This is a genomic window from Stenotrophomonas sp. STEN018 (assembly GCF_056760235.1).
The window spans coordinates 72,969-88,641 of record NZ_JBRREK010000007.1 but is presented as its reverse complement, the minus strand read 5'-3'; the positions used below and the strand labels follow the sequence as shown (position 1 = coordinate 88,641).

General features: G+C 62.7%; 14 protein-coding genes and 2 pseudogenes. 7 read left to right on the top strand and 9 right to left on the bottom strand.

Features of this window, described 5'->3' with window-relative positions:
* The first annotated feature begins 16 nt into the window (after positions 1-16).
* Together ACVOMB_RS04610 and ACVOMB_RS04605 are read left to right on the top strand one after the other, a co-directional pair.
* A complete protein-coding gene (locus ACVOMB_RS04610) occupies positions 17-748 on the top strand; it encodes a CoA transferase subunit A (protein WP_481530090.1) in 732 nt (243 codons plus the stop codon).
* Between the two features lies 1 nt (position 749).
* The gene (locus ACVOMB_RS04605) at positions 750-1,379 is read left to right on the top strand and encodes a CoA transferase subunit B (protein ID WP_481530089.1); all 630 of its coding nucleotides are present in this window, start codon (positions 750-752) and stop codon (positions 1,377-1,379) included.
* On the opposite strand, the gene ACVOMB_RS04600 is transcribed toward ACVOMB_RS04605, so the two are convergent.
* Complete coding sequence (locus ACVOMB_RS04600) at positions 1,376-4,204, bottom strand: rhamnan synthesis F family protein (RefSeq protein WP_481530088.1); 2,829 nt, start codon at positions 4,202-4,204, stop codon at positions 1,376-1,378. The genes ACVOMB_RS04605 and ACVOMB_RS04600 overlap by 4 nt on opposite strands.
* A gap of 168 nt (positions 4,205-4,372) precedes the next feature.
* Here ACVOMB_RS04600 and ACVOMB_RS04595 point away from each other — a divergent pair.
* A pseudogene (locus ACVOMB_RS04595) lies at positions 4,373-4,976 on the top strand (alpha-ketoglutarate-dependent dioxygenase AlkB family protein).
* On the opposite strand, the gene ACVOMB_RS04590 reads toward ACVOMB_RS04595, so the two are convergent.
* From ACVOMB_RS04590 to ACVOMB_RS04575, 4 genes are read right to left on the bottom strand one after another with little or no spacing between them, the layout of a single operon-like run.
* Entirely contained in the window at positions 4,930-5,577 is a 648-nt protein-coding gene (locus tag ACVOMB_RS04590) for an ABC-type transport auxiliary lipoprotein family protein (protein ID WP_481530087.1), read from the bottom strand. The pseudogene ACVOMB_RS04595 and the gene ACVOMB_RS04590 overlap by 47 nt on opposite strands.
* A complete protein-coding gene (locus ACVOMB_RS04585) occupies positions 5,574-6,500 on the bottom strand; it encodes an MlaD family protein (RefSeq protein WP_481530086.1) in 927 nt (308 codons plus the stop codon). Before ACVOMB_RS04585 ends, ACVOMB_RS04590 begins: the two co-directional genes overlap by 4 nt.
* 1 nt (position 6,501) lies before the next feature.
* Positions 6,502-7,311: an ABC transporter ATP-binding protein gene (locus ACVOMB_RS04580; RefSeq protein ID WP_481530085.1), complete on the bottom strand. Its 810-nt coding sequence runs from the start codon at positions 7,309-7,311 to the stop codon at positions 6,502-6,504.
* A gap of 4 nt (positions 7,312-7,315) precedes the next feature.
* Positions 7,316-8,428: an ABC transporter permease gene (locus ACVOMB_RS04575; protein WP_481530084.1), complete on the bottom strand. Its 1,113-nt coding sequence runs from the start codon at positions 8,426-8,428 to the stop codon at positions 7,316-7,318.
* Positions 8,429-8,511: 83 nt separating this feature from the next.
* On the opposite strand from ACVOMB_RS04575, the gene ACVOMB_RS04570 reads away from it, so the two are divergent.
* A complete protein-coding gene (locus ACVOMB_RS04570) occupies positions 8,512-9,783 on the top strand; it encodes a threonine/serine exporter family protein (RefSeq protein WP_481530083.1) in 1,272 nt (423 codons plus the stop codon).
* Between the two features lie 250 nt (positions 9,784-10,033).
* Here ACVOMB_RS04570 and ACVOMB_RS04565 read toward each other — a convergent pair.
* From ACVOMB_RS04565 to ACVOMB_RS04555, 3 genes and pseudogenes are all read right to left on the bottom strand, one after another.
* Positions 10,034-10,411: pseudogene (locus ACVOMB_RS04565) on the bottom strand (H-NS histone family protein); the annotation flags it as partial.
* Between the two features lie 174 nt (positions 10,412-10,585).
* The gene (locus tag ACVOMB_RS04560; RefSeq protein WP_481530082.1) at positions 10,586-12,280 is read right to left on the bottom strand and encodes a proline--tRNA ligase; all 1,695 of its coding nucleotides are present in this window, start codon (positions 12,278-12,280) and stop codon (positions 10,586-10,588) included.
* A 285-nt stretch (positions 12,281-12,565) separates the two neighbouring features.
* Positions 12,566-12,955, bottom strand: a complete 390-nt coding sequence (locus ACVOMB_RS04555) for a DUF4124 domain-containing protein (protein WP_481530081.1) — start codon at positions 12,953-12,955, stop codon at positions 12,566-12,568.
* Positions 12,956-13,037: 82 nt separating this feature from the next.
* On the opposite strand from ACVOMB_RS04555, the gene pssA reads away from it, so the two are divergent.
* Genes pssA through rimI form a run of 3 tightly spaced genes read left to right on the top strand, consistent with a single transcriptional unit; the run spans position 13,038 to position 14,778 of the window.
* Positions 13,038-13,817, top strand: a complete 780-nt coding sequence (pssA, locus tag ACVOMB_RS04550; protein ID WP_481530124.1) for a CDP-diacylglycerol--serine O-phosphatidyltransferase — start codon at positions 13,038-13,040, stop codon at positions 13,815-13,817.
* A 56-nt stretch (positions 13,818-13,873) separates the two neighbouring features.
* The gene (locus ACVOMB_RS04545) at positions 13,874-14,296 is read left to right on the top strand and encodes an alanine acetyltransferase (protein ID WP_481530123.1); all 423 of its coding nucleotides are present in this window, start codon (positions 13,874-13,876) and stop codon (positions 14,294-14,296) included.
* Positions 14,293-14,778 carry a ribosomal protein S18-alanine N-acetyltransferase gene (gene rimI, locus ACVOMB_RS04540; protein WP_481530080.1) on the top strand — a complete coding sequence of 162 codons (486 nt, stop codon included), beginning with the start codon at positions 14,293-14,295 and terminating at the stop codon, positions 14,776-14,778. Before ACVOMB_RS04545 ends, rimI begins: the two co-directional genes overlap by 4 nt.
* A 12-nt stretch (positions 14,779-14,790) precedes the next feature.
* Here the strand turns inward: rimI and ACVOMB_RS04535 are convergent, their stop codons facing one another.
* A complete protein-coding gene (locus ACVOMB_RS04535; RefSeq protein WP_481530079.1) occupies positions 14,791-15,615 on the bottom strand; it encodes an EamA family transporter in 825 nt (274 codons plus the stop codon).
* Positions 15,616-15,673: the final 58 nt, after the last annotated feature.

The following is a 15,673-nucleotide window of genomic DNA, read 5'->3' as shown; positions in this document are numbered from 1 at the left end:
CTGTGAGCGTGATGCGATGAGCGATCTCTCCCCGACCCGGCAACGCGGCAAGGTCTTTGCCAGCGCCGCCGACGCCCTGGCCGGCATCGTGGCCGATGGGCAAACCCTTGCCGTAGGTGGCTTTGGCCTGTGTGGTATCCCCGAGGCATTGATTGCCGCGCTGCGCGACAGCGGGGTCAAGGGCCTGACCGCGATTTCCAATAATGCCGGCGTTGATGGTTTCGGTCTGGGTCAGCTGCTGGAAACCCGCCAGATCAAGAGGATGATTTCGTCCTACGTGGGCGAGAACAAGGAATTCGAGCGCCAGTACCTGGCCGGTGAATTGGAGCTGGAATTCAACCCGCAAGGTACTTTGGCCGAACGCCTGCGTGCAGGTGGTGCTGGCATTCCCGCTTTCTTTACCGCCACCGGCTACGGCACCATCGTTGCCGACGGCAAGGAGACCCGTGAGATCGACGGCAAGCACTACGTGCTGGAAACCGCGCTGAAGGCCGATGTGTCGCTGGTCAAGGCATGGAAGGCCGACGAAGCCGGCAACCTGCTGTTCCGCAAAACCGCGCGCAATTTCAATCCGGCCTGCGCGATGGCCGGCAAGGTCTGCGTGGTCGAAGTGGAAGAGATCGTGCCGGTGGGCGCGATTGACCCGGATCAGGTGCATCTGCCCGGCATCTACGTCGATCGCATCGTATTGAATGCAACGCCGGAGAAGCGCATCGAACAGCGCACCGTGCGTCAGGAGGGGAACTGAGATGGCCTGGACCCGTGACGAAATGGCACAGCGCGCCGCGCGCGAGCTGACCGATGGTGCCTATGTGAACCTGGGCATCGGCTTGCCGACCTTGGTGGCCAATCACATTCCGGATGGTGTGGATGTATGGCTGCAGTCCGAAAACGGCCTGCTCGGTATCGGTCCGTTCCCGACCGAGGCCGAAGTGGATGCCGACCTGATCAATGCCGGCAAGCAGACCGTAACCGCGCGTGCTGGTGCCAGTTACTTCGGCAGCCATGATTCGTTCGCGATGATCCGTGGCGGCCACATCAACCTGGCCATCCTTGGCGCCATGCAGGTCACCGACAAGGGTGATCTGGCCAACTGGATGGTGCCGGGCAAGATGGTCAAGGGCATGGGCGGCGCGATGGATCTTGTTGCCGGCGTGCAGCGCGTGGTGGTGCTGATGGAGCACACCGCCAAGAGCGGCGAGCACAAGATCCTGCCGGACTGCACCTTGCCGCTGACCGGCGTGGCCGTGGTTGATCGCATCATCACCGACCTGGCGATCTTCGATGTGACCGCTGATGGTCTGGTGTTGGTGGAAGCCGCGCCAGGTGTCAGCGATGACGAGTTGAAGGAAAAGACCGGCGTTGCGTTCCGCCGTTAATTGATGGGGTTCCCGGCCGCTGCGACCTTGCCGCGGCCGGTGAAACTGTCGTCGGTGGCAAGCAATTCCAGTGTTGCATTGGCATTCCAGCGGCCGCTGGCGAGGCATTGCAGCGGGATCAGGACACCCGCGGGGTCTAGCTCGATTTCGCTGATGTCCTCACCAATCATTTCGCAGATATCGTCAATGAAGTTCAAGGCGCCTTGATGGGTGTGTTTCAACGCCTGAAGTCCGGAAGTAGTCAGCTCGACGGGACCAAAGCGAGCTTGGATTGCTGATGCTTCACTCACCTCGAAGCCGTTGAACTGGCCCGTGGGTGCGCCGAGCAAGGCTTCCAACAGCAGGTCATTCGTCAGGATGTGGGATGTCGCTTCATCGCCTTCCTGTCTGCCATCGAAGTAGCGGGCCAAGGCCCAGTTGCCCTCCTGCCGGAGCTGGTTGGCACGAAAGCGCAGGGCCATGTAATAGCCTCCGAGTGGTTGCTTTCGCAGGCGCGCAAGATTGCGTTGGATTGTTCCGGCATAACCGATATCGACCACCATTGCCTTGTCCCCCGTGTCGAGCGTTGACCAGTAGGCGGCATAGCCTGAGCGGGCGCGGGCGGCAGCATCCAGCAGCGCTGGTATTGCTGGCTGCAGCCAACTGCTGACGGTATCAACCATTTCCGGGAGAAATACATTGCGCTGCAGCAGGGCGGGATCAATGGCTTCGACGATCTCGATGACTGTTTCGCCGCCGCGATTCAAAAGTAATTGGTGCAGTGTGCCGTTGAAGCTACCCTCCAGGAACAGGCTCAGGTCCTGTGCCTGGCGCATCGCGGGCAGGGTGGTGGCCCGGCGTGAAGCGAGGAAGTAATGCGCTTCCAATTGTTGGGTGTTCCGATGGAAAGGCTGCAGTCGTTGATAGGCCTGATGGAGCAGGTGGCCTTCGCGGCTCAGGAACAGGATGTTGCTCACCGCTTGTTGTGCTGCCGTGCGCAGCATCGCCAGCAGGAAATCCAGCAACAGCGGGCCGAGCACAACGTAGCCCAGGTCCGCTGCGTCCAGCTGCGTAGCGCCGCGCAACTGTTGCGGGCCAGTGTCCAGCAGGTAGGCAAATCGGTTGGCTAGCAAGCCGCGCCACAACTGCTCCGGCCAAGGTGCCGTTGCACCTGCGGGGTGACGCAATGGTCGCAGGGCAGGAATTACGTCGAGCAAGGCTGCCGGACGCAGTACATGAACGGGCGTCAGCAGCTTGGCCAGCTGGGGTAGCTGAATGTCCGCATTTTCGTTGTCGCCTATGTGCAGCCAATGGGCAATTTCTATTCCTTCCCGCTGCGCCAGGGCAGGCCAACTCGTTAGCTGGTCCTTGCGAAGTCCGGTTTCACAAGACACCCGCCAAGAAGAAATTGCCGCGGTGACTACGTTCGGCAGAACGAAGCGCAGGTTTGTGCTGTCCAGATACATATCCGACAGAGCAAACAGGCAAGATGGGTGGAGTTGCGCTAGAGCGTTCACCACGCCCATGCGTGGCCTCAGCTGTTGACGCTCATGTTCGAGCTCGGCATTCAACAACATAGTCGCATCCATCGAGGCATGCTTCAGCTGACGCGCCAGTTGCTGGTGGATTTCCAGCAGTGTCGGGTCTCGCTTCAATACATTTCTCTGAAAGGTCTCAGCGTCAATGCGTTGCTGGAAAAAGTCCGTGATGCCGTGTTTGCGCTCAATGCGCCAGGCCAGGTGTGCGTGCGAGGCCGCTGGAGTCAGGAACGGTCGAACGACGAGCGTATCGAATACATCGACACTGACCGTGGTTGCATCCAATGCAGCCAGTTGCATGCGTTGGCCGATGTCCAGTTCCAGTGCGCCTTGTACATTGCGCATTCCTTCCGTGGCTAACGTCAGGTTGCCATCGGAGGGGAGGATGCCGAGCCGATACCCTTGGTGACGGGTGACCTGGCCGAACATACGCTCTACCGCGTGCTGCAGTGTGCCGTCCACTTGTCCTTGTTCTGGAGGAAAGTCCTGCAGGCGCAGTCGAAGGTCAAACAGTGGCCTCAATGCATCCACACGTGCCCAAAACATCGACCCGGCGGGAAAGTCGATGTAGCGGTTGTGTTCCAGTGCGATGCCCAACTGTGCGGCAAGGGCGTTGCATACCGGACCATTGCTGAGCCAGGTGTGGGCCCAGAGTGGTACGCATTCATGGCTTTCCGGATAGACGAGGCCTAGTTTGGGTAGGGATTTGAACATGCCAAGTATCCAAGCGACGCGCTGGCTGGAGCCGAAGAGGGAATCAAGCAGATAGCGGCGCCACTGTCCCTGTTCACTGCCGGTGTACAACGATTTCTTGGTGTGGATGTGGCCGACTACATCGAGGGCAAGGATTTCGTCGTGGAAGGCCACAAGAAACGGGGCGATGTCGCGGCCGCGGTTTTCAACGATCTTTACGGACAACTGTTGTACGTTCGGCAGTTGGGCCATCCGGGTCCTAACCTGCTTGGCACTTTCGATATCAATGACCGAAACCAGCAGCGTAAGAGGCAGCGGGACGCACTCCAGCGATCGCACGAATTCTTCGATGAGGTCAGGGTAGAACACGTGTGCCATGACACCCACCCGCAGATCGAGCGCCTGCAGCGGTGCAGGAGAAGGCAAGGATGCTTCGTAGGATGTGTCGGCAATTGTCGAGCGCACGGCGCTGGCCGAGCGCAGTCGGCTGAATAGACCGCGCACTCCCAGAGCGGAGATGATCTTCATTGCGCGGCGCGCTATCGAGTAAAAGCCCCGAATGCCGCCGCCATGCTGTTGGATGGAGCGGCGCGCTGCTTGTAGATAGCGATTCATGCGCACGATTGTCCGCTGTCCGCATGTGGGAACAAGCTCCAGTAGCGGACGTGGTTGGGTTGTGCGGGCATGTGTCTTCCGGGGAATTCAGGTCTGACGGAGGACCATTTTCAGGATTCATGCTGCAGCGGGCAAATGCGGAGCCCATTTGAATGCTAGCGTGCGTCAATGTTGCGGCCATTTGCCCCGCCAGATATCGACTTCTGCCATGAGCCCTGCTGGTTGCCTGCAGTGCAGGCGGATGCGTTGTTGTTGGCCTTGCGCACGCAGGTGCCCTGGGAAATCCACCGCATCCGCATGTTCGGACGCTGGCTGGACTCGCCGCGGCTGAGTTGCTGGATGGGCGATGCGGACGCGCATTACCGCTATTCGGGTGCGGATTTCCTTCCGCATCCGTGGGCGCCCGCCGTGCAGGAGCTGCGCGAGCAGCTGCAGCAGGCATGTAATGGCAGCTTCAACAGCGTGCTACTCAACCGCTACCGCGATGGCCGCGACAGCATGGGCTGGCAGCGATGACGAGCCTGAACTGGGGGCGACGCCGTTGATCGCCTCGTTGAGCCTTGGGGCACCGCGGCGCTTTTTACTGCGGCGTCGCGATGATCCTGCGCAGAAGCTCGAATACCTGCTCGGTCACGGCGACCTGCTGCTGATGCGCGGGCATTGCCAGCGCGACTATCAGCATGCGCTGCCCAAGACCGCGCGGGTGTCGGGCGAGCGCATCAATCTCACTTTCCGCCAGATCGCAGCTGTGCCGCGTCGCGTTGGCCGCTGAGCAGGGTCCAGCCGATCAGATCGGTGGTGGTCTTGTTCAACGCGGTTTCGAAGGCAGCAGCGACGCTGCTGATCTCGGCGCTGGCGGCAGGTTCGGCGACGGTGAACGTGCGTGCGGCAACCACGCGCTGGTCCAGGCTGTGGATCAGTTTGGCGTTGAGTTCGATGGTGGCTGCTGGTAGCTCGCCGCCGCGGTAGTCCGATTCGAAGCGGCGCAGGTCGGTGGTCAGCTTGTAATCCGAGCGGATGCCGGTGGCGATGCGCGCAACGGCGTCGATCTTTCCCGAGTCCTCGAAGCCGCGCAGCAAGGTGTCTTCCAGGATGTCGGTGGCTGGCTGCGACCAGGTGGCGCCACGGTAGACCTCCAGTTCGCCCGGCGTCGGCCGCACATTGATGCGCGGGCTGTCGATCAGGCGGGCGGCGCTGGGCTTGGCGATGGCTAGCTGCCAGTTGACCTGCGGCCACGCCGGGTCGGCCTGCACCCTTACTTGAGGTGCATAAATAGTGGTGGACTGGCGGTCACCGCCGGCCAATACCGAACAGCCAGCCAGCATCAGCAGGCAGGCCGGGGCCAGCAGTTTGATCAGGGAGGTGTGCTTCATTTGGGTTCGAACTCCTTCGGGGCGTCGCGACCGAGCAGGTAGCGCGCCGGGTTGTTCTCCAGCCGGTCACTGACCCGGCGCAGATCGCGGATCAGGCCGCGCAACTCGGTCAGGGTCGGGCCGAGCTGGGCCAGGCCGTCGTTGGCGAAGCTGTTGATCGCCGCGCGGTTCTCGCCAAGGATGGCGTCGGCATTGCCGGCGGCCGAATCGAGTTTGGCCAGACTGGTGTCGAGCTTGTCCATCGTCGCTGGAAGCTGCCGCAGCACGTTCTGGTCCAGATTCTTGATGGCGCCATTGGCCGAACCCAACGTGACGTTGAGGTTGCGCGCGGCATCGCGGGCTTCCACCAGCAAGGCCTGGGTGCCCTGGTCGCGATCGGCAAGGCCGCCGCTGATGGTCTCCAGATGGGCCAGGGTGGCGGTGATCTTGCTGACGTTGTCGTCGCTGAGCAGTTCGTCCATGCGCTCGACCACACGGTTGGCCACGTCGGTGATGTTCTGCAAGGCCGATGGCGTGGTGGCGATGGTCGGCACCGGTTCCTTGCTCACCGCGGTAAGCGCGGCAGCCTGTGGGGTGCCACCGCTGAGCTGGATGATCGACGGCCCGGTCAGGCTGGTGATGGCCAGCTTGGCGCGGGTATCGGTCTTGACCGGGGTGGTGGAGTTGAGCCGCAGCTTGGCCACCACTTTGCGCGGGTCATCCGGGGCCAGGGTCAGCTGGGTGATCGAGCCCACCGCGATGCCGTTGTATTGCACCGGGCTGCCCACCGACAAGCCGGTCACCGCTTCGGTGAACACCACCTGGTATTCCTGCCAGGTGCGGTCGGAGGAGTATTTGGCCGCCCATAGTCCAAAGGCGAGCAGGGCGACGCCGATGAGCAGGGTGAAGGCACCGATCAGGACGTAGTTGGCTTTGGTTTCCATATCAAGCGGGCTCGTGCTGGAGGCCGCGCGCGGCGCGGGCGCGGGGGCCGTGGAAGTACTCGCGTATCCACGGATGATCGAGTTGTTCAATCTCGGGCAAGGGTGCGTTGGCGATGACCTTGTTGTCGGCCAGCACCGCGACGCGGTCGCAGATGGCGTAGAGCGTGTCCAGATCGTGGGTGATCAGGAACACGGTCAGGCCGAGGGCTTCCTGCAGGGTTTTGATCAGGCGGTCGAACGCGGCCGCACCAATCGGGTCGAGGCCGGCGGTGGGTTCGTCCAGGAACAGCAAGGGCGGGTCCAAGGCCAGCGCACGGGCAAGACCGGCGCGTTTGCGCATGCCACCGGAGAGCTGCGAGGGCAGCTTGTTGATGGCATCGGCGGGCAGGCCGGCCAGCTTCACTTTCAACAAGGCCAGCTCGTAGTGCCAACGCTCGTTGAGTTCGGGGTGATGTTCCTTCAATGGCACCTGCACGTTCTCGCCAACCGTCAGCGAGGAGAACAGCGCGCCATCCTGAAACAGTACGCCGGTATTGCGTTCGATGCGCAGGCGGTCGGCAGGGTTGCTCGAGCGCGCGTCCACGCCCAGCACTTCTATCTGCCCGGCATCGGGCGTGCGCAGACCGAGGATCGAACGCATCAACACCGATTTGCCGGTGCCCGAGCCGCCGACCACGCCAAGAATCTCACCACGGCGTACGTCCAGGTCCAGTCCATCGTGCACGGTTTGGCTGCCAAAACGATTGACCAGCCCACGTACGCGGATGGCCAGCTCGTTGCTGTCGGCGTTGTCGTCTTCAATCCTGCTCATCGCCTCACCAGCCCATGTGCATGAACCACAACGCGGCCAGCGCGTCGAGGATGATGACCAGCGAAATCGTCTGCACCACACTGGATGTGGTGCGTTCGCCAACGGATTGCGCTGTACCTTCCACCTTCAAGCCTTCCAGGCAGCCGATCAGCGCGATGATCAGGGCAAACACCGGCGCCTTGGACAGGCCAACCAACATGTGCCGCACCTGGATGGTGTCGTGCATGCGCGCCAGATACATCTGTGGCGGGATGCCCAGATCGAACGCACCCACGGTGACACCACCGGCCAGGCCGGCGATCATCGCCACGAAGGTCAGCAGCGGCAGCATGATCAGCAATGCGACCACCCGTGGCAGTACCAGCAGATCAATCGGGTCCAATCCCAAGGTCTGGATGGCGTCGATTTCCTCGCGTGCCTTCATCGCACCGATCTGGGCGGTAAATGCGCTGGCGGTGCGGCCGGCCAGCACGATGGCGGTGAGCAACACCGCGAATTCGCGCAGGAACGCAATCGACACCAGTTCCACCACATAAATCTCCGCGCCGAAGTCGCGCAGGATGGTGGAGCCGAGGAAGGCGATCACCGCGCCCACCAGATACGACAGCAGCGCCACCAGCGGTACCGCGTTCAGGCCAACCTCTTCCATCTGGTTGACCGCGGCAGTCAGCCGGAAGCGCCGTGGCTGGCGGATCAGCCGCGCCATCTTGCTCAGGTTTTCGCCGAGGAAGTTGACCAGCACCACCACGTTGTCGGCAATCGCATGTACCGAGCGACCCAGCCGATCCAGCGCCGCTGCCACGCCGAAATCGCGTTGCGGTTTGGGCCGCTCATCGGCGACTTCCTCGATGGTGCAGACCAGCGCCTGGTGGTCGGCGCGGAACTGCAGCGCATCATCCGCCAGCCCCAGCTTGTGCGCATAGCGCAGCAACAACAGTACCCCGGCCGAATCCAGCCGGTCGATATTGCGCGCATCGATGCCGGTTACCGCTCCGGCCTGGGCATGCAGTACCTCGCTTGAGCGCAGCGCGGTGGCCAACGTCCAGTTGCCGGAAAGCCTGAGCAGGCCATCCGCATCGGGGGGAAGTACGCAGTGGGGTGGGGGAATGTCTTTCATGGTGACCATTGGCTACGGAGAATAACCCGCCAGCCCTTCAAGCCGGATGAGTATTTCCTCCGCTTCAGGTGATACTAGCGGCCATGTCTGCCGAAACCCTTGCCGCCGCCCCGGCCACTGCTTCCAATCGCGCTACCTATGCGCAACGTGTGGCCTTCGTTTCGGAGATGGCTGGGCGTCTGCACAGTTATGGCACAACCGCCCAGCGTCTGGAGGCGGCGGTGGTGGCCTTGGCGCAGCAACTTGATCTGGATTGCGAGCCATGGTCGAACCCGACCGGTTTGATCCTGAGTTTCAGCGACCCGACCCGCGCCATTGGTTCCAGCGACATCACCCGCGTGATCCGGCTGGGTCCGGGCGATACCAATCTGCATAAGCTTTCCATGGCCGACCAGATCGCCGATGCGGTGGCTGCCGGGCAGATGTCGATCGCGCAGGGGCATACCGCGCTGCGCCAGCTCGACAAGGACGGCGGCATGCGCAGCAAGATCCAGCTGCTGGCCTCGTTCACCCTGGGCTCGGCTGGCGTGGCCGGTTTGTGGCGGCTACCGTGGCTGGATATCGCCACGGCGGGTATTACCGGTCTGCTGATCGGCCTGATGCTGTTCTATACCGACCGCCGCGTCGCCACCCGCGAAGCCGGCGAAGCCTTGGCGGCACTGCTGGCGGGTTTTGTAGCGGTGCTGGTGGCCAGTTTCATTGGGCCGCTGAACATGAATTCCACCATCATCGCCTCGCTGGTGGTGTTGCTGCCCGGTATGGCGCTGACCAATTCGGTCAATGAACTGGCCAGCGGGCATTGGGTATCGGGCACGGCGCGTTTTGCTGGCGCACTGACCACCATCATGAAACTCACGGTGGGCGCGATGATCGCGGTCACCATCGCCAACTCCATTGGCCTGGAACCGATCATCCGCGCCTCGCGACCGCAATCCAACTGGGTCGAATGGGGTTCGGTGCTGGTCGCCTCGTTCGCGTTTGCCATGCTGTTCCGGGCCAGCAGGCGCGATTACATCTGGGTAATGGCTGCCTCGGTGGCCGGTTATGCGATTTCCCGTTATGGCGGGCAGTTGTGGGGCGCGCCTGCCGGCATCTTTCTCGCCGCGATGGCGGTAACTGCCGCGGGCAATCTGTTTGGACGCATCGTGCAGCGCCCGGGGGCGATCATCCGCCTGCCCGGCATCATCATGCTGGTGCCTGGTAGTACCAGCCTGCGTGGGGTATTGAGCCTGATCCAACAGCAGAATGTCAGTGCCGGTGAATCGGCGCTGCTGACCGTGGTCAATGTGGTGATGGCGCTGGTGGCTGGCCTGCTGTTCGGTAATCTGCTGGTGCCGGCGCGCAAGAACCTGTAGTGCTGCGGGTAGTTTTCTTGTGCTTGTCTAGCCCGGGTAAGCGCAGCGCACTCGGGGGCTGTTCGCCAATAGCCTGAAAGATCAACCGAACCGTGCTTCCCGGATGTGCTGGGTTTACCCTGGCTACTTTGCTGTTTGTGGCCTTGTGAATGCTGGCTGGAAAGAATTTGTAACTTCTGTAATTACAGGATTGCAATAAGAAAACGCCGGCAAACTGCCGGCGTTTGTAATCCAGATTCCAGAGTTATTATTTCTGGATCAGGAAGTCTTCAACCTTGCGGCCTGCCTTGGTGTATTCAGCCAGCCAGCGCGGCTGCTTGCCACGGCCGGTCCAGGTTTCAGCGGCATTGGCAGGGTTGCGGTACTTCGGTTCAACCTTCGGCAGCTTGCGGCCGGTTTTGGCGGCGCCCTTGCTGGCCTTGGCGCCCCGCGGAGCCTTCACTGCAACGGCGGCGCCGGTGCCGAACAACTCTTCGACGGTATAACCAGCCTTCTTTGCCGCGGCGGCAACCAGGGCGCGGGCCTTGGCGATGGGCTGGCGCTTGGCCACAACGGTCTTGCGCTTCTGTGCGTCACGGATCAGAACGGCCAGTTCTTTGGCCGACAGCTGGGACAGATCGATACTCATCGAATAACTACTCCGGATAATGGGTTGGGGTGTATGCCATTCCGTGGCAGCGCAGCAAAGCATACCGGGCTGGTAACGGGAATGACAAATTAATAGCGTTTTTGATGTTATCCGGAAATGAAAACGCCGGGACAATGTCCCGGCGTTATAAGCGACTTGGCCCAGTGAATGACCTCAGCCGATGATCTTGCTGATCACCGTTGCCTGGTCCAGGTTTTCTGCTTCGCTGGCGTTGCGTGCGCGGTATTCAACCGTGCCTGCAGCCAGGCCACGCTCGGAGACCACGATACGGTGCGGAATGCCGATCAGTTCCATATCGGCAAACATCTGGCCTGGACGCAGGCCGCGGTCGTCCAGTGCGGCATCCACGCCGGCGGCCTGCAGTTCGGCCAGCAGCGCTTCGGCTGCTGCGGTAACCGTCGGGTCCTGCTTCGGATTGATCATGCACACCACCGCCTGCCATGGGGCCATGCTGACCGGCCAGATAATGCCGGCGTCGTCGTGGTTCTGCTCAATGGCGGCAGCGACAATGCGCGATACGCCAATGCCATAGCAACCCATTGCCATCACCGCGGCCTTGCCGTTCTGGTCCAGCACGGTGGCCTTCAGTGCCTGCGCATACTGGCGACCCAACTGGAATATGTGGCCAACTTCGATACCGCGGGTAATCTTCAGCTCGCCGCCGTCCTGGGCGCGGTCGCCGGCCACGACGTTGCGGATATCGGCCACTTCCGGCTCGGCCAGGTCGCGGCCCCAGTTGACTCCGGCAATATGCAGACCTTTCTCATTGGCACCGACCACGAAATCGGCCATTGCCGCTACTTCGCGGTCAGCGACCACGCGGATTGCCTTGCGCGGATTCAGGGGGCCGAGGAAACCCGGCTCGCTGCCCAGATAATCGGCAATCTCGGCTTCGCTGGCCATGCGGTAATCATTGAGGCCAGCAACCTTGGCCAGTTTGATTTCGTTGACTTCGTGGTCGCCACGGACCAGGGCCAGCACGAATTCATTCTCGGTGGTCATTACCGCAATCGACTTGACCGTACGCAGCAGGGCGATGCCCATCAGCGCGGCCACGTCTTCACAGGTCTTCTGGGTGGGGGTATCGATCTTGCGCAGTTCTTCGCTGGCGGCGGCACGCGCTGCCGGATCAGCAGCAATCGCCGCTTCCACATTGGCGGCGTAATCCGAGCCCGTGGAGAACACCAGCGCGTCTTCGCCGGAATCGGCGATGACGTGGAATTCCTGCGAAGCGTCTCCGCCGATCGCGCCGGAATCGGCCTGCACCGCACGGAACTCCAGGCCCAGACGGGTGAAGATGCGGGTGTAGGCGGCCTTCATGTTCTCGTATTCGGCGACCAGGCTGGCGTCGTCCAGATGGAAGGAATAGGCATCCTTCATCAGAAACTCGCGCGCGCGCATCACCCCGAAACGCGGACGGATTTCGTCACGGAACTTGGTCTGCACCTGGTAGAAATTGACCGGCAGCTGCTTGTAGCTGGACAGTTCCTGGCGCGCGAAGTCGGTAATAGCTTCCTCGGCGGTGGGGCTGTAGCAGTATTCCTGCTCCTTGCGGTCCTTGATTTTCAGCAGCTGGCCGCCGAATTTCTGCCAGCGGCCGGTTTCTTCCCACAGTTCCTTGGGCTGGATGGTCGGCAGCTGCAGTTCCACCGCACCGGCGCGGTTCATTTCCTCGCGGACGATGGTTTCCACCTTGCGCAGCACCCGCAGGCCCAGCGGCGACCAGGTGTACAGGCCCGACGCCAGCTTGCGGATCATGCCCGCGCGCAGCATCAGCCGGTGGCTGACCAGCTCGGCGTCGGCGGGGGTTTCCTTGGTGGTATGCAGGTGGAAACGGGAAAGGCGCATGGCAGGGGGCTTCGCAAAACGGACGATCCCCTATTTTGCCAGCCTTGCAGCCCAGTGCGCACCGCCACGAATGGGGTAGGGCGATCTGCGGTGCTTTGGGAGCGGCGCGTAAGCCGCGAAGCTGGCAATGCGTGAGAGGTTGCAGGAGCGGCGTAAGTCGCGAAGCCGGGAACGCCGGATTGCCGATAAATGCTGGCAATTGCTGGTCTATGCGCATCGCGGCTTACGCCGCTCCGACATTCCGAATCCCACATCCCAGCTATCCCGAACAGCTGTCCCGAAGGCTTACTTCTTAGGCGCAGGCTTGCAATAGACCGCAGCCGCCGCTTCGGCCAGCTGCTTCTGCGCCGCGCGCTGGGCGTCATCCAGCGGAGCTCCCGGCTTGCCATCGGCACCAACGCCCTGGCTGACCGGGCCACTGCCGTTCAGCAATTCCAGGTTCTTGCGCGCACCCAGACACTGCTCGGATTCGCCGGCTTCGGCTGCAGCCTCTGGTTCGGCGACAGAGGCACCACTGGCGGTGATGCGGCGGGTTTCGAACTGCTTGCCAGCCGGCGGCCGCTCGGAGTACTGGGTGACGCCATTGGCGTCCTTCCACTTGTACAGATTGGCGGCGCTGGCGGTGGCAGCGGTGCTGAGCAGGAGCAGGCAGCAGAGGCGGGGCAGGGTGAGCATGGCAACTCCAGACACCGGAACAGGGCAGGCAGCGATTGCAGCACCCGGTGACGTGGCTGGCAAGTCGATTAAACTGGTCGGTATGGACGAACTGAGACCACCACCGCGTTCGCGCAGCATTTACCTGCTCCCGAACCTGTTTACCACCGCCGGCCTGTTTGCCGGGTTCTACGCGATCATTGCCGCCTCCAACGGTCAGTTCGTCCACGCCAGCATCGCCGTTTTCGTGGCGGCGGTGATGGATGGGCTGGACGGCCGGGTTGCGCGTTTGACCGGCACTACCAGCGAATTCGGCGTGCAATACGACTCCCTGGCCGATCTGGTCAGCTTCGGCATGGCGCCTGCGCTGGTCATGTACCACTGGGCCCTGTCCTCGCTGAAGTTCGACGGCGACGTGCTGGGCCGGGTCGGCTGGTCGGCGGCCTTCCTGTATGCGGCCTGCGCGGCGCTGCGCCTGGCCCGTTTCAATACCCAGGTGGGCACCGTCGACAAGCGCTGGTTTGTTGGCCTGGCCAGCCCGGCTGCGGCCGGTTTGATGATGTCCTTCGTCTGGGCCTTCGCCGATGGCGAACTGGGCTGGAGCGGTGAGGAGCTGCGCTATGTGGCCTTGGGCGTGACCATCGTGTCTGGCCTGTTGATGGTCAGCCGGATCCGCTTCTGGAGCTTCAAGGGCGGCAGCGAGAAGGGGCCGCGCTCGGAGCGTGTACCGTTCGTGGTGCTGGCCCTGGTGCCGATCATCATTTCGATCGTGGTGCTGGACCCAGCGCGCACCTTGTTGGCGGTTGGCGTGATCTATGCGCTGTCTGGCCCGGTGATGTGGGCGCTGCAACGCTGGCGGCAGCCGGCCGGCAAGGTGCAGTGATCGGCTTCTCGCCCGAACCGGTGTGGACCCCCGAGCAGCAGGCATGGCTGCAGGCGATGGGTTACACCGTTTATCTGGAAGGCGGCGCGCTGGATGCGCCGCCAGCCGTGGCTGCGCCAGCCTTTGACAGCGCGACCGCAGTGGTGGAGCTGGCAGCGCAGCCGCAGGCTGCGGTGAGCAAGCCGGTTGCTGTTGCCCCGCCGCGTGAAGTGGCCGCAAAGGCACCGCAGGCACCGAGTACCGCACCGGCGCCGGTACCTGCTGCGGGCGCAACGGTTGGTGTTCGTCGCAGTGGCGGATTGGGTATGCCCGACCGCCTGCAGATCGCCTTGTTGCGTGCATCCGGTTGCAATCCCAATGAGCCGGAAACGCGGGCGCTGATGGACAGCTGGCCGTTGGCCGAGCTGCGTGCCGATCCGGCCGCCAAGCGTGCCTTGTGGCCGCAGCTGCGCAGCTTGCGGCGGAAAGCACGGCAATGACCGCACTGGGGTCGGTCCTGCGTCCCATGCATGAAGGGGACCTGGATGCGGTGATGGAAGTGGAGCTGCGCGCCTATCCGTTCCCGTGGACGCGCGGCATCTTCCAGGATTGCCTGCGTGCCGACTACCCGTGCCGGGTGCTGGTGCAGGATGACGGTATTGCCGGCTACGCCGTGCTCAGCATTGCCGTTGATGAAGCGCACGTACTCAATGTCTGTGTTGACCCGTTGTGTCAGTCACGTGGCCACGGCCGGCGTCTGCTACGCGAGTTGGTGCGGGTTGCGCGACAGCGTGGCGCGTTGCGGGTGTTCCTGGAAGTGCGTCCGTCCAATACCTCGGCCATCGCGCTGTACCACAGCGAGGGTTTCAACGAGATCGGTCGCCGTCCGCGTTACTACCCGACCGCGAACGGGCGCGAAGATGCGCTGGTGATGGCGATGGAACTGGTGGATGACGACATCAGCGTGATGCCGCCGCTCTGAGTTTGGCTCCGGCTATGTCAGCCGCAGCAGTACTACACCGGCGATGATCAGTGCTGCGGCGAGCATGCGTTTGCGGCTGATGTGCTCTTTCAACAACAGTGCCGAAATCAGCAGGGCGAACAGGATTGAGGTTTCGCGCAGCGCGGCGATCACTGCGACCGGCGCGATGGTCATCGCCCATAGCGCGATTGCATATGACGCGGTGGTGCCGATACCGCCGACCAGCCCGCGCTGCCAGTTGCCGCGCAGATAGCTGCCCAGCTGCTGACGGCGGGCGAGCAGCGCCCAGATCGGCAACGGCAGGCCGGACAGCAGGAACAGCCACAGCGTGTAACTCAAGGCATTGCCGGACAGGCGTGCACCTTGTGCATCGACCAGAGTGTAAGTGGCGATGACGACGGCGATGCATAGCGGCAGGCGGATGTTGCGGGCGGTGCTGCTGCCGGCCATGCACAGGATGCCGCTACTGATCAGCGCGATACCGGCCCAGGCGCCGGCAGCCAGGTGTTCGTTGAACAACCAGCTGCCGGCGATGGCGACCAGCAAGGGCGCGCAGCCGCGCATCAGCGGGTAGGACAGGCTCATGTCGGCGCTGTGGTATGCGCGGGCGACCAAGACGTAGTAGCCGGTTTGCAGCACGGCTGAGGCGGCGAGCCAGGGCAGGCTGGCTGCGGCGGGGGCTGGCAGCCAGGGCAGGGCGATGGCGGACAGAACTGCGGCCCAGCCGGTGACCAGGATGGTGGTCAACAGCTTGTCGCCGCCGAGTTTGACGATGGCGTTCCAGCTGGCGTGGAGCAGGGCGGCGAACAGGACGGCGCAGAAGATGCCGAGGGACATTAGGCGCTGGTGGTTTGGGTGCTGGTGGAGGGTAGCTGGGATTGGTGGGGAGGCGGAC